The organism is Microbispora rosea, assembly GCF_900156315.1.
Classification (GTDB): Bacteria; Actinomycetota; Actinomycetes; order Streptosporangiales; family Streptosporangiaceae; genus Microbispora; species Microbispora rosea.
On the sequence record NZ_FTNI01000013.1, the window covers coordinates 24,008 to 45,535 of the forward strand.

Here is a 21,528-nt window from a genome sequence, read left to right on the forward strand (position 1 = left end):
TCATGACGGTGCCGCCTGTTGAACTCGACGATCTCGCCGATCCCGCAGCGGGGTTTCCGCAGGCCACGCGGGAGCAGTGGAGGACGCTCGCGGCCGAGGTGCTGCGCAGATCCGGCTGGGACGGTTCGCCGGACGAGGTCGAGGCCGCCCTGACCACCACGACCTACGACGGGGTGGCGGTCGCCCCGCTGTACGACGCCGCCGACCTTCCGACCGCGCCGCGGACGGCGCGGGCGCCGGGTCCGTGGGACGTGCGCCAGCGGCACGCCGACCCGGATCCGGCCGCGACGCGGGAGGCGATCCACGCCGACCTGGAGAACGGCGTCACGTCCCTGTGGCTCGATCTGAACGCGAGCGGCCCGGCCGCGCTGCCGGCCGTGCTCGACGGCGTCCTGCTCGACCTCGCCCCGGTCGTCCTCGACGCCGGCCCGCGTACGGCCGAGGCGGCGGAGACGTTCCTGCGCCTCGTCGGCGGAGTCTCGGTGCCCGCGGGCAACTTGGGCGCCGACCCGATCGGGCTGGCGGCCCGCACCGGCGCGACCGTGGACACCGCCGCCGCCGTGGCGCTCGCCCGCCGCTGCGCCGCCGATCACCCCGGCCTGCGGGCGATCACGGTCGACGCGTTGCCGTACCACGACGCGGGCGGCGCCGACGCCGAGGAGCTCGGCTGCTCGGTCGCGACCGGCGTCGCCTACCTGCGGGCGCTGACCGGCGCGGGCCTGACGGCCGAGCAGGCGTTCGGGCAGCTCGAGTTCCGCTACGCCGCGACCGCCGACCAGTTCCTCACCATCGCCAAGCTCCGGGCCGCGCGGCGGCTGTGGGCGCGGGTCGCCGAGGTGGTCGGCGGGCCGGGTGGCCAACTGCAGCACGCGGTCACCTCCTCGGCGATGATGACGGTCAGGGACCCCTGGGTGAACATGCTGCGCACGACCGTCGCCTGCTTCGCGGCCGGAGTGGGCGGGGCCGACGCGGTGACGGTCCAGCCGTTCGACGCCTGCCTCGGGCTGCCCGACGCGTTCGCCCGACGCATCGCCCGCAACACCCAGTCGCTGCTGGTGGAGGAGGCGAACGTCGCCCGCGTGGCCGACCCGGCCGGCGGCTCCTGGTATGTGGAACGGCTCACCGAGGATCTCGCGGTCCGGGCCTGGGAGTGGTTCCAGGAGATCGAGCGGGCCGGCGGCATGGCGGCCGCGCTGGAGCGGCTGGTCCCCGAGCGGCTGGCGGCGACCAGGGCCGGGCGCGCGGACAACCTCGCCCACCGCCGCGATCCGATCACCGGGGTCAGCGAGTTCCCCGACCTGAAGGAGAGAGCGGTGTCCCGGCGTCCCGGCCCGGGGCTCGCCGCCGCGTCCGGGGCCACGTCCGGTGAGGGGCTGCCGGTGACGCGGTACGCCGAGGAGTTCGAGGCGCTGCGCGACCTGGCCGACGCCCAGCCGAGCCGGCCCACCGTGTTCCTCGCCACGATCGGGCCGGTCGCCGCGCACACCACGAGGGCGGCGTTCGCCGCCAACCTGTTCGCGGCGGGCGGCGTGGCGACCGTCACCAGCGGCCCGGGCACCGACCCGGCCGCGATCGCCGCCGCCTTCCGCGACTCCGGCACGCCCGTGGCCTGCCTGTGCTCCGGCGACCGGCTGTACGGCGAGCACGCGGCGGCGGTGGCCGCGGCGCTGCGGGAGGCCGGGGCGCGCACGGTCTGGCTGGCGGGGAAGGGGGAGTATGAGGGGGTGGACGCCACCCTGTACGCGGGCTGTGACGCGCTCGGGGTGCTCCGCGCGACGTTCGACGATCTGGGAGTGCCTCGATGATTCCGGACTTCTCGGAGATTGACCTGGGGTCGGGCGCCGCCGCCGCGGACATCCCGGACGGCCCGGCCTGGGAGACCCCCGTGTGGGAGACGCCCGAGGGCATCGCCGTCAAGCCGTTCTACACGGCGGCCGACCTGGAGGACGGTGCGTCCCTCGCGACCTACCCGGGCGTCGCGCCCTTCCTGCGCGGTCCCTACCCGACGATGTACGTCACCCAGCCGTGGACCGTCCGGCAGTACGCCGGGTTCTCCACGGCCGAGGAGTCCAACGCGTTCTACCGGCGCAACCTGGCGGCCGGGCAGAAGGGCCTGTCGGTCGCCTTCGACCTCGCGACCCACCGGGGCTACGACTCCGACCACCCCCGCGTGGCCGGCGACGTCGGCATGGCGGGCGTGGCGATCGACTCGATCTACGACATGCGGCAGCTGTTCGACGGGATCCCGCTCGACCGGATGAGCGTGTCGATGACGATGAACGGCGCGGTGCTGCCGATCCTGGCGCTCTACATCGTCGCGGCCGAGGAGCAGGGCGTCACGCCCGACAAGCTGGCGGGGACCATCCAGAACGACATCCTCAAGGAGTTCATGGTCCGCAACACCTACATCTACCCGCCGGGCCCGTCGATGCGGATCATCTCCGACATCTTCGAGTACACCTCCAGGCGGATGCCGAAGTTCAACTCGATCTCGATCTCCGGCTACCACATCCAGGAGGCCGGGGCGACGTGCGATCTGGAGCTCGCGTACACGCTGGCCGACGGGCTGGAGTATCTGCGCGCCGGAGTCCAGGCGGGGCTGGGCATCGACGAGTTCGCGCCGCGCCTGTCGTTCTTCTGGTGCATCGGCATGAACTTCTTCATGGAGGTCGCCAAGCTCCGCGCCGCCCGGCTGCTGTGGGCCCGCCTGGTCAAGGGCTTCGACCCGGCCAACCCCAAGTCGCTGTCGCTGCGCACCCACAGCCAGACCTCCGGATGGTCGCTGACCGCGCAGGACGTGTTCAACAACGTCGCACGGACCTGCGTCGAGGCGATGGCGGCCACCCAGGGGCACACCCAGTCGCTGCACACCAACGCCCTGGACGAGGCGCTCGCGCTGCCGAGCGACTTCTCGGCGCGGATCGCCCGCAACACCCAGCTGCTGCTCCAGCAGGAGTCGGGCACCACACGGGTCATCGACCCGTGGGGCGGCTCCTACTACGTCGAGACCCTCACCCGCGAGCTCGCGCGGGCGGCCTGGGGTCACATTCAGGAGGTCGAGCGGGCCGGCGGCATGGCCAGGGCCATCGACCAGGGGCTGCCCAAGATGCGCATCGAGGAGGCGGCGGCCCGCACCCAGGCCCGCATCGACTCCGGAAGGCAGCCGGTGATCGGCGTCAACAAGTACCGCCCCGAGGCCGACGAGCCGATCGAGGTGCTCAAGGTCGACAACACGGCGGTGCGCAACCAGCAGATCGACAAGCTCCGCAGGCTGCGCGAGGAGCGCTCGGCCGGTGCCGTCGCCGAGGCGCTGGAGGCGCTGACGAAGGGCGCGGCCGGCGGGGACAACCTGCTGGAGCTCGCGGTGAACGCCGCCAGGGCCAAGGCCACGGTCGGGGAGATCTCCGACGCGCTGGAGAAGGTCTTCGGCCGGCACGCCGCGCAGATCCGTACGATATCGGGCGTGTACCGCGCGGAGGTGGGCGGCGCCGCGGACCGGGTCCGGGAGGCGTGCGCGCAGTTCGAGAAGGCGGAGGGCCGCCGGCCAAGGATCCTCGTCGCGAAGATGGGCCAGGACGGTCACGACCGGGGCCAGAAGGTGATCGCGAGCGGCTTCGCCGACCTCGGTTTCGACGTCGACGTCGGCCCGCTGTTCCAGACTCCCGAGGAGGTCGCCCGGCAGGCCGTCGAGGCCGACGTGCACGTGGTCGGGGTCTCCTCGCTGGCGGCCGGGCACCTGACGCTGGTGCCCGCGCTGCGGCAGGCGCTCGCCGGTCTCGGCGCGGAGGACATCATGATCGTGGTCGGCGGGGTGATCCCTCCGGACGACGTCGAGGAGCTGCGGGCCGCGGGCGCGTCGGCGATCTTCCTGCCCGGCACGGTGATCGCCGACGCCGCCCTGGAGCTGCTGCGCGAGCTGTCGGCCCGGCTGGGTCATCGGGGATCGCATCGGTGATCGCATCGGGGATCGAGGACTACGTCAAGGGCGTGCTGTCGGGCGACCGGCGGTGGACCGCCCGGGCCATCACGCTGGTGGAGTCGACCAGGGCCGACCATCGGGAGATGGCGCAGCGGCTGCTGGTCGAGCTCACCCCGCATGCCGGCAAGGCCCGCAGGGTGGGCGTGTCCGGGGTGCCCGGGGTCGGCAAGTCGACCTTCATCGAGGCGCTCGGCACGCATCTCACCGGGCAGGGGCACCGGGTGGCCGTGCTGGCCGTGGACCCCTCGTCGCGGCGCTCCGGCGGTAGCATCCTGGGGGACAAGACCCGGATGGCCCGGCTGTCGGCCGACCCTGACGCCTTCATCCGGCCGTCCCCCACGGCCGGGACCCTGGGCGGCGTGGCGAAGGCCACCCGCGAGGCCATCGTCGTCGTGGAGGCGGCGGGCTACGACATCGTGCTCGTCGAGACGGTCGGGGTCGGCCAGTCGGAGACGGCGGTCGCCGACATGGTCGACACCTTCCTCCTGCTCACCCTCGCCCGCACGGGGGACCAGCTCCAGGGCATCAAGAAGGGCGTGCTGGAGCTGGCCGACGTCATCGCGGTCAACAAGGCCGACGGCGAGCACGAGATGGCCGCGCGCAAGGCGGCGCGTGAGCTGTCCGGGGCGCTGCGGCTGCTGCGCTCGGCCACACCGGTGCTGACCTGCAGCGGTCTCACCGGCGCCGGGCTGGAGGAGCTGTGGGCGCACATCGTGCGCCACCAGGAGGGCGCCGACCTCGCCGCCAGGCGCAGCCGCCAGCAGGTCGAGTGGACGTGGGCGCTGGTCAGGGAGCGGCTGCTGGCCATGCTCCGCGACGCCACCGGGGAGATCGCGCCGGACATCGAGCGGCAGGTCCTCGCCGGGGCCCTCACCCCCGCGCTGGCCGCCGACCGCATCCTGGCGGCCTTCCTGGCCACCGAAGACCAGGCGGACGCATCTCATGACACCCGGGGCATCACCTTTCCTCCCGAGTGAGAAAGATCGCTACCCGTGTGACCGGGAATGCACTGTTGCACGTTTTCCCCGGCCGAAACCGTGCCACCATGTGGCCGCTTTCGATAACGGGGAGGTGCGATGAATCACGATCCGATGATGCCGCCGCAGGTGGAGGCCGCGCTGCGGGAGTACCGGGCGTTACTGGCCGCGCATGGGATCACCTGGGGAGAGCCGCCGCTGGGCTACGTCCGGATGATGCCGTTCCTCCGGTTTCCTGAGGAGGCCGACCGGATGAGCATCAGGCCCGACCTCGACGCCGAGTTCCGCGACACGCTGGCCGGCGAGGTCCCCCGGGGCCTGGTCGCGCTGCGGCTGACCGCGGACGGTCCCCGCCTGAAGCATCGCCTGGAACACGGCCCGGCCCGGCCGCTGCTGTCGCCGGGGCCGGCGCCCGTCATCCTGCTGGTCGACTCCGCGCTGCCGCACCCGGTCGAGGTGACGGCCGACGGCGTGCCGTACGGGATCACTGCGGGCGGGGCCAGGCTCCTCGACGTGACGACCGCGACCATGCTCACGGTGGACGGCGAGGAGGTGGACCTGTCGGGGCTGGCCCGGCCCGCGCCGGCCGCGCGGTTGCGGCTGCGCGCGGGCTTCCCGTGCCGGTGGAGCGTCACGTCGGCCGGCGGCCAGGGGTGGTATCCGGAGGGAGTGCCGGAACGGCGTGACAACGACGACAGGCCGTTCTTCCACGGCGACGACATCGTGCTCGCCGTGCCCTGCGAGCCGGTCACGATCCGGGTCACGCGCGGCATGGAGTATGACACCGCCGAGACGACGGTCGTCCCCAGGACGGGAGAGGAGACGCTGGTCGGGCTCGCCCCCCAGCGGCTGTACGACGCCGCCGCCCGCGGCTGGTACGGCGCCGACCTGCACGTCCACATGAACTGGGCGGGTGACCTGGTCGCCGTCCCGGCGGAGGCGGCCGCCGCGCAGCTCGGCGAGGACCTGCACGTGCTCAACCTCGTCGCCGGGAACGTCGCGGGCGACCGGGTCTACGACCGGGAGGCGCTCCAGCACTGGGCCGGGCGGGACCTGCCGTGGTCGGACGCCGGGCACGTGGCCCGGATGGGCGTGGAGTATCGCAACGACCTGTTCGGGCACGTCCACGTCTTCGGGGTGGCCGCGCCGCCCGCCGTCTACCACACGGGGTTCGGCGCCGACGCCGACTGGCCGCCCAACGCGGCGGTCTGCGGCGACCTGCGGGAGCCGCGCGCGGTCCTGGGGTACGCCCACCCCTTCCACGGCCCGATCTCCTCCCCGGAGGACGTGGCCGCGAACGGGACCAGGAACTGCACCGGCCGCGCCCTGGTGGTGGACGCCGCGCTCGGCATGGTCGACGGGGTGGAGGTGCTGCATTTCAGCGACCTGTCGCCCGCGCCGGGGACCGCCGAGGTCTACCGGAGACTGCTCGGCGCGGGCAACCGGCTCGCCGCCCTGGCCGGGACCGACACCATGCTGTCGTTCACCCGCCAGGACACGGTCTCCAGCCCGCCGGGCTGGGAGCGCGTCTACGCCCGCGTGGACGGGCCGCTCAGCGCCGAGTCGTTCGCCGAGGCCGTACGGCGGGGCCGCACGTTCGCCACCACCGGCCCCTGGCTGGAGCTCACGGTGGACGGCCTGGGGCCGGGGGAGACGCTCGACCTGGCGGGCGGCGAGACGGTCGCGATCCGGGCCCGGGCCGTCGGTCCGGAGGTGGAGCACATCGAGATCAGGACCGCGGCCGGCGTGCTCGCCGAGGGGCCGGGTCACGAGATCAGCGCCTCGCTGCCGGTGACGGACGCCACCTACGTGGTGGCCGTGGCCCACGGCGGTCCCCATCCGCGCTCCCCGCGCGGGCGCGCGTACGCCCACACCAGCCCGGTCTACCTGGACGTGCGGGGACGGCGCGTGGCACGAGAGGAGGACGTGCGCTGGTGCCTGCGGTGGCTCGACCTGCTCGACGAGCTGGTGCGGGCCAGGGCCCGCCTGCGGACCCGGGCCCAGCTGCGCGACCACCTCGACCTGATCGAGAAGGCCAGGGCGGTGTACGGGTCGCGCCTGTGACCCGGGTCAGGCGAACAGCGTGCGGCCCCAGTAGTCGCCGCCGTCGACCACGCCGGGCGGGCAGGCGAACAGGCCGCTGGAGACGTGCTTGATGTACTCGTTCAGCGCGTCCTTCTGCGACAGCATCCGCTGGATGGGGACGAACTGCTTGCGGGGATCGCGCTGGTAGGCCATGAAGAACAGGCCGGCGTCGAGCCGCCCGAGGCCGTCGGAGCCGTCCACGAAGTTGTAACCGCGCCGCAGCAGCCGCGCCCCGCCGTGGGCGTCGGGGTGCGCGAGCCGTACGTGCGCGTTGCCGGCGATCACGGGCGTGCCGTCCGGGCCCTTCTTGGCGAAGTCCGGCGGGTCGAACTCCCCGTGCCCGGTGAGCGGCGCGCCCTTGCCCTTGTCGCGGCCGAAGATGGCCTCCTGCTCGGCGAGCGGGGCGCGGTCCCAGGTCTCGACGTGCATGCGGATCTTGCGGGTCACCAGGTAGGTGCCGCCGTCCATCCAGGCCGGGCCGTCGCCGGACGCGACCCACAGGTGGTCGCGCAGCATGGCGGTGTCTTCGAGCTTGAGGTTGTTGGTGCCGTCCTTGAAGCCCATGAGGTTGCGCGGCGTCGCCTGCGACCGCGAGGTGGACGAGGTGCGCCCGAACCCGAGCTGCGAGTAGCGGACGGAGACCTTGCCGAACCCGATCCTCGCGAGGTTGCGGATGGCGTGCACCGCCACCTGCGGGTCGTGCGCGCACGCCTGCACGCAGATGTCCCCGCCGGAGATTTCGGGCTGCAGGTCCTCGCCGGGGAAGGCGGGCAGGTCGGCGAGCGCGGGCGGTTTGCGGCCGGCGAGGCCGAACCGGCCGTCGAACAGCGACGGGCCGAAGCCGACGGTCAGCGTCAGGCCGGAGGCGGGCAGGCCGAGCGCCTCGCCGGTGTCGTCCGGCGGCGCCTCGGGCGACCCGCCCACGGCGCCGAACGTGCCGGCGTCCTTGCCCTGGGTCATCCGGGCCGCGGCGGCCGTCCACTCCTGGAGCAGCTCCACGAGTTCGGCCTTCTCCTTCGTGATCACGTCGAACGCGACGAAGTGCAGCCGGTCCTGGGCGGGAGTGGTGACGCCCGCCTGGTGCGGGCCGTAGAAGGGCACGGGGTCGGAGGCCGTGGCCGCGTGGGCGACCGGCTCCTCGATGAGGGACCGGCCGGCGACCGCCCCGGCCCCGACAGCGGCCACACCGGCCACACCGGCCGCGCCGAGGCCGAACAGGCGTCTGCGGCTGATCCCCGCGCCGCTCATCCGGCCACCACCGAGGCCACCTTGCTGATCGGCTCGGCCAGGGCGTTGATCGCGTCGGACAGCGCCTTGAGGTCGTCCTTGGACAGCTCCGTGTGCAGCTTCCAGCCGTCGCCGCTGCGGTGGGCGGCGAGCGCGTTCTCGGCGTCGGCGAACTTCGCGTCGAGCGTCTTCACCAGCTCGGGGTCGCGCTCCTCCAGCACCGGGCGCAGCGCCTGGACGGCGGCCTTCGAGCCCTGCAGGTTGGCGTCGAAGTCCCACAGGTCGGTGTGCGAGTAGCGGTCCTCCTCGCCGGTGATCTTGCCGGTGGCCACCTCGTCGAGCAGCCCCTTGGCGCCGTTGGCGAGCTGCACGGGGGACAGGTCGACCGTCGCGGACTTCGTCACGATCGTGTTCACGTCGGTCATCAGCTTGTCGGCGATCGCGCCGTCGCCGCCGACGTCCTTCTTGACCCACAGGTCCTTCTCGATGCGGTGGAAGCCGGTCCACTCCTCGCCGTCGGGCACGTCGTTCTCCCGCGCGTCGATGGCCGGGTCGAGATCGCCGAAGACCTCGGCGACCGGCTCGATCCGCTCCCAGTAGGTGCGGGCGACCGGGTAGAGCTCCTTGGCCTTGGCCACGTCGCCGGCCTTGACGGCCTCGGTGAACTCCTTGGTCTTGCCGAGCAGCGTGTCGGACTGGCTCTTGATGTAGCGCTTGTAGCTGGCGACGGCCTCGGCGAGCTTGGCGTCCTCGGTGAGCGGCTTGTGCTCGCCGCTGACCTTGAGGGGGCCGCGGATGCCCTTGCCGGTCATCCCGGGCTTGCAGGCGGTCTCGTACACGCCTGCGGGAAGCTCCACCACGACCTCGCGGGTCAGGCCGGGCACGATGTTCTCGACCTCGCCCATGACCCGGTCGCCCGCCGCGTACACGTAGAACTCGGTCACCTTCGTGCCGTTGTTGGTGATCGAGAAGGTCGAGGTGCCGGCGGCCAGGTCGGACTTGGCCACCGTGCACTCGGTGTCGGTGGCGGCCACGGCGATCTTCCCGTCGCCGGCCGCGGTCGCCTCGGTCGTGGTGCCGGCGCCCGTGGACGAGCAGGCGGTGAGGCCGGCGAGGGCCAGCGTCGCGGCGGCCAGGACGGTGGGGGTGCGCATGTCGGTGGACTCCGGTCAGGAAGCGGGCTGGGGAGACTTGGAAGCGGGGCTCGCCGGCGTCTTGGCCGCAGGCCGCAGGAACAGGATGAGGACGGGAACCAGGTAGACGACCCAGGCCACGGCCTCCAGCACGCTGGGTTGGGGGGTGATGTTGAACATCCCGCTCAGCAGCGTCGAGTACCAGGCGCTGGGGTCGAGCACTCCGCTGATGTCGAAGGCGTAGGTGCTCAGGCCGGGCACCAGCCCCGACTCCTGCAGGTCGTGCACGCCGTACTTGAAGATTCCGGCGGCGACCAGGATCAGCAGCAGGCCCGTCCAGGTGAAGAACTTGGTGAGGTTGATCCGCAGGGCGCTGCGGTAGAGCCCCCAGCCCAGCGCGACCGCGGTCAGCAATCCGAGCGTGATGCCGATCAGCGGGCTCGCGCTGCTGGTCGCGCCCTGGACGGCGGCGAACCACAGCAGCGTCGTCTCCAGCCCCTCGCGCGCGACGGACAGGAACGCCACCACGACCACGGCGGTGGACCCGAGTTCGAGGGCCGCGCCCATCTTCTCCCGCAACTCGCCCGACATCTTGCGGGCGGCCGTGCGCATCCAGAAGACCATGAAGGTGACGAAGACGGTCGCGGCCAGGGACGTCACCGCGTCGAACATCTCCTGCTGCTGCGTCGCGAGATGGGCCGCGGTGAAGGTCAGCAGTGCGCCGAACCCGACGGAGAGGAGCACGGCGGCGCCGACGCCGGCCCAGACCATGGGCAGCCGCTCGCGGCGGCCGCTCTTGACGAGGAAGGCCACCAGGATGGAGACCACGAGAGTGGCCTCTAGGCCTTCGCGAAGGCCGATGAGATAGCTCGCGAACACATCGCCTCCGGGATTGTCGGTAAGCCTTACCTAACTTAGGGCAGGTTCACCTTACCGACAAGGTCTCCAACCCGTGGAGCGGGGTAGGTCTTCTGTCACCTTCAGGGACGCCTGAGGCGATGCATCCGGCAGGCGGTTAATTCGGTGGCGTCCCGTCTCCGCTCGCCGTTATCGTGACGGACGTCCTGCCGCCGCACCCTGGAGGGTCACTTGGAGCTCTGAGGTCTCGACACCGCGCTTACGGCCGCCATCGGCGGTCCGGCGCAGCGACCTCAGGCAGACCCTCGCCTCGCGGCCCGTGCCCGCGGTGTCTCCACGGTTCGTTCACCCATTCGCCCTTGGGGATACCCGGAGCCGCCCTATGTCTCATTCCATTGTCTGTACGGATCTGTCCTTTTCCTGGCCCGACGGGACGTCCGTCTTCGAGGAGCTCGACTTCGCGTTCGGCGCCGGTCGCACCGGGCTCATCGGCGTCAACGGCAGCGGCAAGTCCACTCTGCTCAAGCTGATCGCGGGGGAGCTGACCCCGGCGGGCGGCTCGGTGTCGGTCACCGGGCGGCTGGGCTACCTCCCGCAGAACCTTCCGCTCGGCGCGAGCCGTACGGTGTCCGACCTGCTGGGGATCACGCCCGCGCGGGAGGCGCTGCACGCGATCGAGCGGGGCGACCTGAGCGAGGCGAACTACGACGCGGTGGTCTGGGACGTCGAGGAGCGCGCTCGCGCCGAGCTCGACCGTCTCGGGCTGACGGGGGTGGATCTCGACCGGACGGTCGCGACGCTCTCGGGCGGCGAGACCGTCATGGTCGGGCTCGCCGCGCGCTTCCTCGCCGAACCCGACGTGCTGCTGCTCGACGAGCCGACCAACAACCTCGACCTCGACGCGCGGCGGCGCCTGTACGACGCCGTCGCGTCGTGGACGCGGACGCTGGTCGTGGTCAGCCACGACCGCGCGCTGCTCGACCTCGTGGACCAGATCGCCGACCTGCCCGCCCGCCGCACCTTCGGCGGCACGCTCAGCGAGTACGAGGAGGTGCTCGCGGTCGAGCGGGAGGCCGCGGCGCGGATGGTCCGCGTGGCCGAGGGCGACCTGCGCCGCCAGCGGCGCGAGCTGATCGAGGCGCGGACCAAGCTGGCGCGGCGCGTGCGCTACGGCAACAAGATGTACGAGCAGAAGCGCGAGCCGAAGATCATCATGCAGGAGCGCAAGCGCCAGGCCGAGGTCTCGGCGGGCAAGCACCGCACGATGCACGAGGAGAAGGTGGCGGCCGCCCGCGAGCGGCTGGCCGAGGCGGAGGAGGCGGTGCGCGACGAGGGCGAGATCCGGGTGACGCTGCCGGCCACCGAGGTGCCGGCCGGGCGCACCGTGCTCGAACTGGACGGCCTGCGCACGGCCGCCGGGCCGATCGGCGACCTGGTCGTCCGCGGCCCGGAGCGGGTCGCCCTGCTGGGGCCGAACGGCTCGGGCAAGACGACGCTGCTGCGCACGATCCTGGGGGAGATCCCGCCGGGTGAGGGCTCGGTCCGGCTCGACGTCCCGGCGCGCTACCTGCCGCAGCGGCTCGACGTGCTCGAGGACGCGCTCAGCCTGGTCGACAACGTGCGGGCGGTCGCGCCCGCGGCGTCGGTCAACGCCGTGAGGGCCGGGCTCGCCCGGTTCCTGTTCCGAGGCGCACGGGCCGAACGGCCGGCGGGCACGCTCTCGGGAGGCGAGCGCTTCCGCGCCGTGCTGGCCTCGCTGCTGCTGGCCGAGCCCGCGCCGCGGCTCCTGCTGATGGACGAGCCGACCAACAACCTCGACCTGGCCAGCGTGCGTCAGCTCGCGCAGGCGCTGTCGGCATATCGGGGAGCGCTCGTGGTGGTCTCCCACGACCTGCCGTTCCTGGAGTCGATCGGCATCACCCGATGGGTGACGCTGGGCCCGGAGGGGGTGACGTCGTCGGCGTGAACACGTGTTGACAGCGTCCGCTCACCGCCTGACAGTGTTTCGGGTGATCACCCCCCGGACCTTCTCACGTACCGTCCCGGCCGGCGCCGTCGCCGTGCTGGCCGCGTCTGTCACGCTCGCGGCCTGCACGGGATCGCCCGGCGGATCCGGAAAGGCCGCCTCCGGCGAGGAGGCGGCCCCGTCCGCCACGACGACCACGGCCTCCGGCCCGCCGGCGTTGACGCCGGAGGCGTACCGCAACGCGCTCACCGCCGCCGGCCGCCCCGCCCGTACGGCGCTCGCCGACATCGCCAAGGCGCGGACCTTCAAGTCGCTCCACCAGCGCATCGACCGGGCGCAGAGCTCCCTGGAGTCCGCGCTGAAGCGGCTCGGCGGTCTGCGGCCTCCCGCGGACGTCGCCCCCGAGCACGCCGACTACGTCGCGGCGCTGCGGGGCCTGAACGGCAGGCTCGGCGCGCTGGACGAGGATGTGACGTCGCACGCCCTGTGCAGCGGGACGGCCGTGCTGGCCGGTCTCGGCCGGTCGGGCGAGTTCAAGGACCTGAGGGCTTCCGCGGGCGGCCTCGCGAAGGCCGGAGACTACCCGGTGGTCCAGATCAGGCCGCCGGCCAGGCACGCCCGCCGCCTCGGCAACGGGACGACGCTGCTCTCGGCGATCCGGGGCGGCCGGGGCAGCCTGACCGTGAAGAACGGCGGCACGCAGGACGGCGTCGTGACCCTCGTGCGCGGCGGCCGTAAGGCGGTCAGCTTCTACGTGCGCAAGGGGTCGACCGCGAAGGTCGCGAACATCAAGGACGGCACCTACCGCGTCTACTTCACCACAGGGGTGGACTACGACAGGGCCACCCGTGCCTTCACCAGGGACTGCGGTTTCTCCAAGTTCGACGACGCGCTGAAATTCCAGACCGTCTACTCCGGATACAGCGTGAGGTGGAGCGACTGGACGCTCACCCTCGACGCCGTGTTCGGCGGGAACGCCACCACCAGCAAGGTGGACCCGGACGCCTTCCCGGCGTGACCGGGCACGCCGGAGGCCGCGGCCCGGGTCCGGGCCGCGGCCTCCGGTGAAGCCGTCAAGAAGAACTCAGCTGGAGAACAGCATGCCGACCCAGCTGTTGCGCCGGTGGCCGTGGTGGCCTCCGTGGTGGCCGCCCCAGGCGGGGCCACCGTGCGCCGGCGGCGGGGGAGCGTAGTGCTGCTGGGCCCACTGGGACTCCATCCGGGTCAGCGTCTCCAGCTCGCCGTAGTCCAGGAAGATCCCGCGGCAGTTGTCGCACTGCTCGATGTGGACCCCGTTGCGGTCGAACGTCCGCATCCGGCCACGGCACTTGGGGCACTCCATGTGACGAACTCTCCCTCGATCAGGTCCCGGCCTCCGCGGCCGCGACGATCCTCCTGCAGGCGGACACCAGGGCCTCGGCGGCGTCGTCGGGCGGTTCCCCCGCCCGCGCCGCCGTGGCCACCGCCGTCGCGGCCAGTTGGACGGTCAACGCACGGGCCGGCGCGTCGAGTTCCCGCCACGGGTCGTCCGCGGAGACGGCGGTCCCGCCCGCCGCGAGGTAGGCGGTCAGGAAGCGTTCCCAGTCCCACGGTCCGAGCAGGCCGGCGGCGTACCACGCGGCCGGGCGGGCCAGGTCCCACGCGGGGTCGCCAGGGCCCAGGTCGTCGGGGTCGATCAGCAGCCACGCGCCGTCGTGCCGGACGATCTGGCCGAGGTGCCAGTCGCCGTGCGTCAGCGCGCCTCCCTCCCGGACCGGCGGCAGCGTCGCGTACGCCGCCCGGATCGGGGCGGCGGCGGCGTCGGGGACGCCGGCGGCGGCCAGGTCGGCCATGGCCCTGGGCAGCCGTGACGGTCCCCCTGCGGGCGGCAGCTCCGGGGGCGTCGGCCGGGAGTGCAGCAGGGCGAGCAGCCGGCCGCCCTCCTCCCACGGGGTGGTCCCGGCGTCCACGTCGTCGATGGTGAGTGGTTCGCCGGCGGGCCAGATCGTGACGAGCCTGCCGTCCAGCCGTTCGAGGCCGAGAGGGGCCAGCATGACGCCGGGCAGGTCGGCGGCGGCGTCGAGGCGGGCGCGCAGGGCGCGTTCGTCGGTGCCGGGGGGATGGGCCTTGACGACAATGTCGCCGGCCCTCACCACGAGCACGCGGGTCTGCTTGAGCACCGTCACCGGCCCGTCGCGGCGCGCCAGCCGCGCCAGTTCCTCGATCACGGGGGACACCCTAGGGTGTCGTCATGAAGGTTGGTTTCGGTGTGCCGGTGTCGGGCTCGTGGGCGACTCCGGAGAACATGAGGCGGATCGCGCGCCGCGCGGACGAGCTCGGCTACCACGGGGTGTGGACGTTCCAGCGCCTGCTCTATCCCGTCGGCAACCCGATGGGCCCGGTCTACCGGAGCGTGCACGACCCGGTCGTCGCGCTCGCGTACCTGGCGGGCGTCACCGAGCGGGTGCGGCTCGGGGTGGCCGTGCTCAACCTGCCCTTCGTCTCTCCGGTGCTGATGGCCAAGCAGCTCGCCTCCCTCCAGGAGGTGTCGGGCGGCAGGCTCGACGTGGGCCTGGGGCTCGGCTGGCTGCCCGAGGAGTTCGCCGCCTCCGGCGTGCCGATGGAACGGCGGGGCAGGCGTGGGGAGGAGTACGTCGGCCTGCTGCGGCGGCTGTGGACCGAGGACGTCGTCGAGCACAAGGGCGAGTTCTACGAGGTGCCGCGCTCCCACCAGGACCCCAGGCCGGCGACGCCGCCGCCGGTGATGCTCGGCGGCACGGCCCGGGTGGCGCTCGAGCGGGCCGGGCGGATCGCCGACGGCTGGATCAGCTCCAGCCGGGCCGATCTGAGCACCATCGACCAGCAGATCGCCATCGTGCAGGAGGCGGCGCGGCAGGCGGGCCGCGACCCCGGCGCGCTGCGCTTCGTCGTCCGCGGCGTCACCCGCGTCCTCGCGTCGGAGGAGGGCCCACTGACGGGGTCGTACGACAAGATCCGGCGGGACGTCGAGGCGCTCGAGGCCAAGGGCGTGACCGAGGTCTTCCACGACCTCAACTTCGACCCCGAGATCGGCAACCCCGAGGCCGACCCCCGCGACTCCATGCGACGCGCCGAAGAGGCCCTGGAAGCTCTCGCCCCCCGGTGAGCTCCACCGCCGTCAGGGACACGACGAGGACGAGCCCGACGGCCAGCGGCCCGGCGACGGCCAGGTGGGCGGTGATCGCGTTCGCGAGGTCGGGGACGGACCTGCTGAGGGTCACCAGGGTCGCCGCCCACGCCGCCGCCGTGGGCACGCTGACGCGGGCGAAGGCCGCGTACGGCACGCCCGCCCAGCCCGTGAGCCTCGGGACGAGGGTGCGGGCGGCGCCGAGCCACTGACCGCCCGCGACGGCCCAGGCGCCTCTCCTCGCCACCATGCGGCGGGCCCGCGCCCACGCGGCGGGCGCGAACCGGTCCGCCAGGGGGTGGATGGAGGCGGCGCCCTCGCGTCTGCGGCCCTGGGCGTACGACAGCTGCGTGCCGGCGACGGCGGCCGCCATGGCCACGGCGACCGTCCCGGCGAACGGCAGCACGCCGAGGCGGGCGAGGTAGCCGAGGGCCACCAGCACGCTCGTCCCCGGCAGCGCCACCCCGGCGAGCGTGCCGGCCTCGGCGACGATCAGCATCGCCGCGACCGCGAGCACGAGGGGAGCGGGAAGCCGGCCGAGCAGCTCAGCCACGGTGCACCGGCCTGCGGCACACGTAGGCCAGGCCGGGCGGCATGTTGCGCCAGACCGGCCCGGTCGTGAGCACCTCGTCGAAGGCGGCGCGCAGGCGCCGCCGGAAACGCCGCGCCCGTGCCAGCGGCACCGCGGGCAGATAGGTCACCGTGGTGAACGCTCCCGTCGGGCGCAGCACCCGCCCGACCTCCCTGAGGATCGACTCCTGCACGTCCTCGGGGAAGAGCGTCCACGGCAGCGTGCTGACCACGGCGTCGACCCGCGAGACTCCCCGTTCGCCCAGCAGCGCGCCGAGGCGGGCCGCGTCGCCCTGGAGCACGTCCAGCCAGGGCCGGGCGCGTCGCAGGTGCGCCACCATCCCCGGGTCGATCTCGACGGCGAGCTGGCGGGAGCCGGGGGCGAGCCGTTCCCTGATGGCCTCGCTGATCGCGCCGGTGCCCGGGCCGAGCTCCACGACCACGGCGGGACCGTTCGTCGGGACGACGGCGGTGAGGGCCCGCGCGAGCGAGCGCGAGCTCGGGGCCACGGCCCCCACGACGCCCTGCCGCCGCAGCGCCACGCCCGCGAACGCCCTCAGATCGGAGACCTGCTGGACTGTCTCGTTCATGCGGTCCATCAGACCGGTGCGCGACCCGGGCCCGCCAGCCGTCCCGGCCCCCCTGCGGGGGTATGGCCAGCCCTACCTCCGCTGGGGGGCCTGGCCGTCTTCGACCTGGCCCGGACGGCCTCTAGGGTGGGTCGGGTGCGCCTCAACGGCCCGTGGCAGGCCCTCGCCCGCAGGGACCTGCTGGCGACCTCGCTGCCCTGGCGTGCCCTCGCCTACCTGGTGACGGGCGCGGTCGTCGGCGTGGTCGTGCTGGCGTCGCTGGTCGTCTCGCTGACCGCAGGGGCGCTGCTCACCGTTTTCCTGGTGGGCGTGCCGCTGCTGGCGGTCCCGGTGGTCGCCGCCGTGCCGCTGGGCGCGCTCGAACGCCGGCGGCTGCGGATCATGGACGCCGAGCCCGCGCCGAGCCCCCACCGCCCCGCGCCCCCGGGCCCGCGCGGATGGCTCGGGACGCGCCTGCGGGAGCAGGCGACCTGGCGGGCCCTCGCCTACACGGGCCTGCTGGCCGTCGTGCTCGGCCCGGTCGAGCTGATCGCCGTGACGTACGGCCTGGTGGCGCCGCTCGTGATGATCTTCGCCCCGGTCAGCGTGGCGGAGGCGGGGCCCATCGTGCTGCTGAAGTTCTGGCCGCTCGGCTCGCTCACCGAGGCGTTCGCCGCCGCGCTCCTGGGGGTCGCGGTGCTCGTGCTGGCGGCGTACCCGATCACCGCACTCGCGACCGCGCACGCACTGCTGGCCCGGTTGCTGCTCACGTCCGGGAAGGGCGAGCCGGGCGAGCGGCTCGCCGAGCTGACCCGCTCCCGGAGCCGCCTGGTCGAGGCGTTCGAGGTCGAGCGGCGGCGCATCGAGCGTGATCTGCACGACGGCGCGCAGCAGCGGCTGGTCGCGCTGACGATGACGCTCGGCCTGGCCAAGGTCTCACGGGGTGAGGAGGCGGCCGAGCTCGTGGCCAGGGCGCACGAGGAGGCGAAGCTCGCCCTCGCCGAGATCCGCGACCTGGTCCGCGGCATCCATCCCCGCATCCTCGCCGATCGGGGACTGCCCGCCGCGGTCGCGGAGCTGGCCGACCGGTCGCCCGTGCCGGTCGAGGTCGACGTGGACGTCCCCCGGCTGCCGGAACCGGTGGAGTCGGTCGCCTACTTCGTCGTCAGCGAGGGCCTGGCCAACGTGGCCAAGCACAGCGGGGCCGAGCGGGCCCGGGTGCGGGGCCGGCTCGACGGCCGGCTGCTCACCGTCGAGATCCGGGACGACGGGGTGGGCGGTGCGGACGTGACCGCCGGAACCGGGCTCGCCGGGCTCGCCGACCGCGTTTCCGCGGTCGAGGGCAGGCTGATGCTGTCGAGCCCGCCGGGCGGCCCGACCCTGCTGCGCGCGGAGATCGAATGCCTGCCGGCGCTTCCCTGACCGTCGTCATCGCCGAGGACGGCGTGCTGCTCCGCGAGGGACTGGCCACGCTGCTGGCCCGGTTCGGCCACCGGGTGGCCGCCACCGCCGGCGACGCCGAGGGGCTGGTGAAAGCGGTGGAGGAGCACGCCCCCGACATCGTCGTCACCGACGTGCGGATGCCGCCCGGCTTCTCCGATGAGGGACTGCGGGCCGCCGTGGCGTTGCGCGCCGCGCATCCCGGGCTCGCCGTCCTGGTGCTGAGCCAGTACGTCGAGCAGACCTACGCGGCGGAACTGCTCGACTCGGGGGACGGCACCGGCGTGGGCTACCTCCTCAAGGACCGGATCGGAGAGGTCGAGGAGTTCGTGGACGCCCTGACCACCGTCGCCGGCGGGGGGACGGTCGTGGACCCGGAGGTCGTGCGTCAGCTTCTGCGCCGCCGCCGCGACCCGCTGCGGCGGCTCACCCCACGGGAGGGCGAGGTCCTCGCCCTGATGGCCGAGGGCAGGTCGAACGCCGCGATCGCCCGCGCGCTGGCGGTGTCGGAAGCCGTCGTCGGCAAGCACATCGGGAACATCCTCGCCAAGCTCGACCTGCCTCCCGACGAGGACGCCCATCGCCGCGTCCTCGCCGTCGTCGCGTTCCTGCGCGGCTAGACCATCCCGTACGCCTGGGCGATCAGCTCGTAGGAGCGCAGGCGCGCCGCGCCGCCGTGGACCTGAGTGGTGATCATCAGCTCGTCGGCCCCGGTGCGCTTGCGCAGCTCCTCCAGCCCGTCGCGCACGGTCTGCGGGCCGCCGTGCACCACCGTCGACAGCCGCTCGTGGACGAACTCTCGCTCCATCGGGGTGTACGGGTACGCCTCCGCCTCCTCCGGAGTGGGCGTACGGCCGGGCCTCCCCTGCCGCAGGCGCAGCCACGACAGCGCGCCCGGCATGACCTGGCGCAGCGCCTCCTCGTCGGTGTCGGCCGCGACGGCCGCCACCCCGATCAGCGCGTACGGCCGGTCGAGGACCGCCGAGGGCCGGAACGAGGAGCGGTAGAGGTCGAGCGCGGGCTCGGTGTTGGCGGCGCTGAAGTGGTGGGCGAAGGCGAACGGCAGCCCGAGCAGCCCGGCCAGCCTGGCGCTGAACCCGCTGGAGCCGAGCAGCCAGATCGGCGGCCGGTCGTCACCGCGCGGCACCGCCTGGATCCTCGCGTACGGGTGGCCGGGCGGGAAAGCGCCGTCGAGGAAGCCGGTCAGCTCGGCCACCTGCTGCGGGAACTCGTCGGGGTCCACCTCGGCGGAGCGCCTTAGGGCGTTCGCCGTCGCCATGTCCGTGCCGGGGGCGCGGCCGAGGCCGAGGTCGATGCGGCCGGGATGCAGCGCGTGCAGCGTGCCGAACTGCTCGGCGATCACCAGCGGCGCGTGGTTGGGCAGCATCACGCCCCCGGAGCCGATCCGGATCGACCGGGTCGCCGCCGCGAGGTGCGCGATCAGCACGGCAGGGGAGGAGCTGGCGACTCCGGGCATTCCGTGGTGTTCGGCGACCCAGATGCGGTGGTAGCCCCACTCCTCGGACCGGCGGGCCACTTCGGTGGCGTCGCGCAGCGCCTCGGTGGGCGTGGAGCCCTCGCCGACGGTCGCGAGCTCCAGGATCGACAGCGGCACCTCGGCCGTCCCGCGCGGCACCCCACGGATGTTGTCATCGCTCATGCTCGGCCCAACCTGAGGTCGCATCAGGATATTTCCGGACGTGGTGAGGGATGTGCTTCGGCGCTCCGTCACCTGCCATGCTTGGACGCATGAGCGAGCGAAAGCCCATCGAGTCGTGGCTGTCCGACATGGACGGGGTGCTGGTCCACGAGGGGCAGCCGGTGCCGGGTGCCGACGAGTTCATCAGGCGCCTGAAGGAGTCGGGGAAGCGGTTCCTCGTCCTGACGAACAACTCGATCTACACTCCCCGCGACCTGTCCGTACGGCTGCGCGCGGCCGGGCTGGAGGTGCCGCCCGAGTCGATCTGGACCTCCGCGCTGGCCACCGCCAAGTTCCTCGCCGACCAGCGGCCCGAGGGTTCGGCGTACGTGATCGGCGAGGCGGGGCTGACCACGGCCCTGCACGAGGCCGGCTACGTGCTGACCGACCTCGACCCCGACTACGTGGTGCTGGGCGAGACCCGCACCTACAGCTTCACGTCGATAACGCGGGCGATCCGGCTGATCGACAACGGCGCGCGCTTCATCGCGACCAACCCCGACCCCATCGGCCCCTCGACCGAGGGCTCGCTTCCCGCCTGCGGCGCGGTGGCCGCGATGATCACCAAGGCGACCGGAGTGGAGCCGTACTTCATCGGCAAGCCCAACCCGATGATGATGCGCAGCGCGCTCAACCGGATCGACGCGCACAGCGAGACCACCGCGATGATCGGTGACCGCATGGACACCGACGTCGTCTGCGGCATCGAGGCGGGACTGCACACGATCCTGGTGCTCACCGGCGTCACCCAGAAGGACCAGATCGACCGTTATCCGTTCCGGCCCACGCAGGTGGTCAACTCCGTGGCCGACCTCGTCGACCTGGTCTGAACCTGACGGGTTCCGTCAGGTACGGGTGCCATGCTGGCCGGCATGAACCATCGCGTCTACCTGGAACTCGGCCCCAAGAAGGTCTTCGCCTGCTCGATCGACTGGCCGGGCTGGTGCCGCATCGGCAAGACGGAGGAGGCCGCGCTCGGCACGCTCGTGGACTACACGCCGCGCTTCCGGGTGATCGCCGAGCGGGCGGGGCTGGAGTTCGCGCCGGGGGAGCCGGAGGTCGTCGCACGGGTCAAGGGCGACAGCACGACGGACTTCGGCGCGATCTCCGCCATCCCCGGCTTCGACCGGGAGCCGGTCGACGCGCCGGAGGCCGCGCGTGCGGCCGCCCTCGCCCGCGCGGCGTGGGCGGTGTTCGCCGAGGTGACCGCGGCGTCTCCGGAGGAACTGCGCAAGGGCCCCAGGGGCGGCGGCAGGGACCGGGACAAGATGGTCTCCCACGTCGTGGAGGCCGAGCGCGCGTACGCCCGGAAGATCGGCGTGCGGCACAAGCCCTTCAAGGACGAGGCCGGCCGCATCGCCATGCGCGAGGACATCGTGCGGGCGCTCGAGCGGCCGGCCGAGGCCTTTCCTCCCGGTGGTGAGGGCTGGCCCGTGCGATACGCCGCGCGCCGCATCATCTGGCACGTGGTCGACCACATCTGGGAGATGGAAGACCGCAGGCTCTAGTCCCCCTGGTTATGCGCAATTGAGTACGAGCAAGGCCCGCGGCGCGGGCATCGCCTCCTTCGTCGGCACCTCCATCGAGTGGTACGACTTCTATCTACGGAACCGCCTCGGCGCTGGTGTTCGGCAAGCTGTTCTTCCCCGAGGCCAGTCCCACGGCAGGCGTCATGGCGTCCTTCGCCACGTTCTGGGTCGGGTTCCTGGCCCGTCCTCTCGGCGGTGTGGTCTTCGGCCACCTCGGCGACCGCATCGGCCGCAAGGGAACGCTCATCACCACGCTGCTTCTCATGGGCGGCGCGACGACCCCGTGCTGCCCACGTACGCGTCCGTCGGCATGGCCGCGCCCGCGCTGCTGGCCGTGCTGAGGCTGGTGCA

The 21,528-nt window shown here is 73.0% G+C and carries 20 protein-coding genes; 12 read left to right on the forward strand and 8 right to left on the reverse strand.

Annotated elements, in window-relative coordinates; genetic code table 11:
- Nucleotides 1-2: 2 nt before the first annotated feature.
- The 4 genes from BXA11_RS19245 to BXA11_RS19260 all read left to right on the forward strand — a co-directional run bounded on the left by BXA11_RS19245 (nucleotide 3) and on the right by BXA11_RS19260 (nucleotide 7,020).
- Nucleotides 3-1,805, forward strand: a complete 1,803-nt coding sequence (locus tag BXA11_RS19245; RefSeq protein WP_076436412.1) for a methylmalonyl-CoA mutase subunit beta — start codon at nucleotides 3-5, stop codon at nucleotides 1,803-1,805.
- A complete protein-coding gene (gene scpA, locus BXA11_RS19250) occupies nucleotides 1,802-3,955 on the forward strand; it encodes a methylmalonyl-CoA mutase (RefSeq protein WP_076436414.1) in 2,154 nt (717 codons plus the stop codon). Before BXA11_RS19245 ends, scpA begins: the two co-directional genes overlap by 4 nt.
- Nucleotides 3,952-4,956, forward strand: coding sequence for a methylmalonyl Co-A mutase-associated GTPase MeaB (gene meaB, locus BXA11_RS19255; RefSeq protein ID WP_076436416.1), 1,005 nt, complete (start codon nucleotides 3,952-3,954; stop codon nucleotides 4,954-4,956). Before scpA ends, meaB begins: the two co-directional genes overlap by 4 nt.
- A 99-nt stretch (nucleotides 4,957-5,055) precedes the next feature.
- Nucleotides 5,056-7,020: a CehA/McbA family metallohydrolase gene (locus BXA11_RS19260; RefSeq protein ID WP_076436419.1), complete on the forward strand. Its 1,965-nt coding sequence runs from the start codon at nucleotides 5,056-5,058 to the stop codon at nucleotides 7,018-7,020.
- 6 nt (nucleotides 7,021-7,026) lie between these two features.
- Here BXA11_RS19260 and efeB read toward each other — a convergent pair whose 3' ends face one another.
- From efeB to efeU, 3 genes are read right to left on the reverse strand one after another with little or no spacing between them, the layout of a single operon-like run.
- Entirely contained in the window at nucleotides 7,027-8,289 is a 1,263-nt protein-coding gene (efeB, locus tag BXA11_RS19265) for an iron uptake transporter deferrochelatase/peroxidase subunit (protein WP_076436422.1), read from the reverse strand.
- The gene (gene efeO, locus BXA11_RS19270) at nucleotides 8,286-9,422 is read right to left on the reverse strand and encodes an iron uptake system protein EfeO (protein WP_076436424.1); all 1,137 of its coding nucleotides are present in this window, start codon (nucleotides 9,420-9,422) and stop codon (nucleotides 8,286-8,288) included. Before efeO ends, efeB begins: the two co-directional genes overlap by 4 nt.
- A 15-nt stretch (nucleotides 9,423-9,437) precedes the next feature.
- A complete protein-coding gene (efeU, locus tag BXA11_RS19275) occupies nucleotides 9,438-10,280 on the reverse strand; it encodes an iron uptake transporter permease EfeU (RefSeq protein WP_076436428.1) in 843 nt (280 codons plus the stop codon).
- 361 nt (nucleotides 10,281-10,641) lie between these two features.
- On the opposite strand from efeU, the gene BXA11_RS19280 reads away from it, so the two are divergent.
- Nucleotides 10,642-12,225 (forward strand): ABC-F family ATP-binding cassette domain-containing protein, encoded by a 1,584-nt coding sequence (locus tag BXA11_RS19280; RefSeq protein WP_076436431.1) that lies wholly within the window; start codon nucleotides 10,642-10,644, stop codon nucleotides 12,223-12,225.
- A gap of 43 nt (nucleotides 12,226-12,268) precedes the next feature.
- Entirely contained in the window at nucleotides 12,269-13,243 is a 975-nt protein-coding gene (locus BXA11_RS19285; protein WP_076436433.1) for a hypothetical protein, read from the forward strand.
- 66 nt (nucleotides 13,244-13,309) lie between these two features.
- Here BXA11_RS19285 and BXA11_RS19290 read toward each other — a convergent pair whose 3' ends face one another.
- Both BXA11_RS19290 and BXA11_RS19295 read right to left on the reverse strand, forming a co-directional pair.
- Nucleotides 13,310-13,567: a TFIIB-type zinc ribbon-containing protein gene (locus BXA11_RS19290; protein WP_076436436.1), complete on the reverse strand. Its 258-nt coding sequence runs from the start codon at nucleotides 13,565-13,567 to the stop codon at nucleotides 13,310-13,312.
- 19 nt (nucleotides 13,568-13,586) lie between these two features.
- Nucleotides 13,587-14,432, reverse strand: coding sequence for a phosphotransferase (locus BXA11_RS19295; RefSeq protein ID WP_239105047.1), 846 nt, complete (start codon nucleotides 14,430-14,432; stop codon nucleotides 13,587-13,589).
- 23 nt (nucleotides 14,433-14,455) lie between these two features.
- Between BXA11_RS19295 and BXA11_RS19300 the strand changes: the two genes are divergently transcribed.
- Nucleotides 14,456-15,349: a TIGR03619 family F420-dependent LLM class oxidoreductase gene (locus tag BXA11_RS19300; protein ID WP_076436440.1), complete on the forward strand. Its 894-nt coding sequence runs from the start codon at nucleotides 14,456-14,458 to the stop codon at nucleotides 15,347-15,349.
- Here the strand turns inward: BXA11_RS19300 and BXA11_RS42230 are convergent.
- Nucleotides 15,255-15,923 (reverse strand): DedA family protein, encoded by a 669-nt coding sequence (locus BXA11_RS42230; protein WP_143734394.1) that lies wholly within the window; start codon nucleotides 15,921-15,923, stop codon nucleotides 15,255-15,257. The two genes, BXA11_RS19300 and BXA11_RS42230, sit on opposite strands and share 95 nt — an antisense overlap.
- Nucleotides 15,916-16,530, reverse strand: coding sequence for a class I SAM-dependent methyltransferase (locus BXA11_RS19310; protein WP_076436696.1), 615 nt, complete (start codon nucleotides 16,528-16,530; stop codon nucleotides 15,916-15,918). Before BXA11_RS19310 ends, BXA11_RS42230 begins: the two co-directional genes overlap by 8 nt.
- A gap of 135 nt (nucleotides 16,531-16,665) precedes the next feature.
- On the opposite strand from BXA11_RS19310, the gene BXA11_RS19315 reads away from it, so the two are divergent.
- Entirely contained in the window at nucleotides 16,666-17,931 is a 1,266-nt protein-coding gene (locus tag BXA11_RS19315) for a sensor histidine kinase (protein WP_076436446.1), read from the forward strand.
- Nucleotides 17,910-18,569 (forward strand): response regulator transcription factor, encoded by a 660-nt coding sequence (locus BXA11_RS19320; RefSeq protein ID WP_030507059.1) that lies wholly within the window; start codon nucleotides 17,910-17,912, stop codon nucleotides 18,567-18,569. The genes BXA11_RS19315 and BXA11_RS19320 overlap by 22 nt, the downstream gene beginning before the upstream one ends.
- Here BXA11_RS19320 and BXA11_RS19325 read toward each other — a convergent pair.
- Nucleotides 18,566-19,609 carry an LLM class flavin-dependent oxidoreductase gene (locus BXA11_RS19325; RefSeq protein ID WP_143734395.1) on the reverse strand — a complete coding sequence of 348 codons (1,044 nt, stop codon included), beginning with the start codon at nucleotides 19,607-19,609 and terminating at the stop codon, nucleotides 18,566-18,568. The two genes, BXA11_RS19320 and BXA11_RS19325, sit on opposite strands and share 4 nt — an antisense overlap.
- A gap of 89 nt (nucleotides 19,610-19,698) precedes the next feature.
- Here BXA11_RS19325 and BXA11_RS19330 point away from each other — a divergent pair, with 89 nt between their 5' ends.
- The 3 genes from BXA11_RS19330 to BXA11_RS43950 all read left to right on the forward strand — a co-directional run bounded on the left by BXA11_RS19330 (nucleotide 19,699) and on the right by BXA11_RS43950 (nucleotide 21,518).
- Complete coding sequence (locus BXA11_RS19330; RefSeq protein WP_076436451.1) at nucleotides 19,699-20,478, forward strand: HAD-IIA family hydrolase; 780 nt, start codon at nucleotides 19,699-19,701, stop codon at nucleotides 20,476-20,478.
- A 42-nt stretch (nucleotides 20,479-20,520) separates the two neighbouring features.
- Nucleotides 20,521-21,156 carry a hypothetical protein gene (locus BXA11_RS19335; RefSeq protein ID WP_076436698.1) on the forward strand — a complete coding sequence of 212 codons (636 nt, stop codon included), beginning with the start codon at nucleotides 20,521-20,523 and terminating at the stop codon, nucleotides 21,154-21,156.
- A 116-nt stretch (nucleotides 21,157-21,272) separates the two neighbouring features.
- Entirely contained in the window at nucleotides 21,273-21,518 is a 246-nt protein-coding gene (locus tag BXA11_RS43950) for a hypothetical protein (protein WP_076436454.1), read from the forward strand.
- Nucleotides 21,519-21,528 lie beyond the last annotated feature (10 nt).

Excerpts from the sequence above, each read along its gene's own strand:
- BXA11_RS19245 (WP_076436412.1), top strand. The coding sequence starts at position 3 with ATGACGGTGCCGCCTGTTGAACTCGACGATCTCGCCGATCCCGCAGCG.
- scpA (WP_076436414.1), top strand. The coding sequence starts at position 1,802 with ATGATTCCGGACTTCTCGGAGATTGACCTGGGGTCGGGCGCCGCCGCC.
- BXA11_RS19260 (WP_076436419.1), top strand. The coding sequence starts at position 5,056 with ATGAATCACGATCCGATGATGCCGCCGCAGGTGGAGGCCGCGCTGCGG.
- efeB (WP_076436422.1), bottom strand. The coding sequence starts at position 8,289 with ATGAGCGGCGCGGGGATCAGCCGCAGACGCCTGTTCGGCCTCGGCGCG.
- efeO (WP_076436424.1), bottom strand. The coding sequence starts at position 9,422 with ATGCGCACCCCCACCGTCCTGGCCGCCGCGACGCTGGCCCTCGCCGGC.
- BXA11_RS19280 (WP_076436431.1), top strand. The coding sequence starts at position 10,642 with ATGTCTCATTCCATTGTCTGTACGGATCTGTCCTTTTCCTGGCCCGAC.
- BXA11_RS19290 (WP_076436436.1), bottom strand. The coding sequence starts at position 13,567 with ATGGAGTGCCCCAAGTGCCGTGGCCGGATGCGGACGTTCGACCGCAAC.
- BXA11_RS19300 (WP_076436440.1), top strand. The coding sequence starts at position 14,456 with ATGAAGGTTGGTTTCGGTGTGCCGGTGTCGGGCTCGTGGGCGACTCCG.
- BXA11_RS19310 (WP_076436696.1), bottom strand. The coding sequence starts at position 16,530 with ATGAACGAGACAGTCCAGCAGGTCTCCGATCTGAGGGCGTTCGCGGGC.
- BXA11_RS19320 (WP_030507059.1), top strand. The coding sequence starts at position 17,910 with ATGCCTGCCGGCGCTTCCCTGACCGTCGTCATCGCCGAGGACGGCGTG.
- BXA11_RS19325 (WP_143734395.1), bottom strand. The coding sequence starts at position 19,609 with ATGAGCGATGACAACATCCGTGGGGTGCCGCGCGGGACGGCCGAGGTG.
- BXA11_RS19330 (WP_076436451.1), top strand. The coding sequence starts at position 19,699 with ATGAGCGAGCGAAAGCCCATCGAGTCGTGGCTGTCCGACATGGACGGG.
- BXA11_RS19335 (WP_076436698.1), top strand. The coding sequence starts at position 20,521 with ATGAACCATCGCGTCTACCTGGAACTCGGCCCCAAGAAGGTCTTCGCC.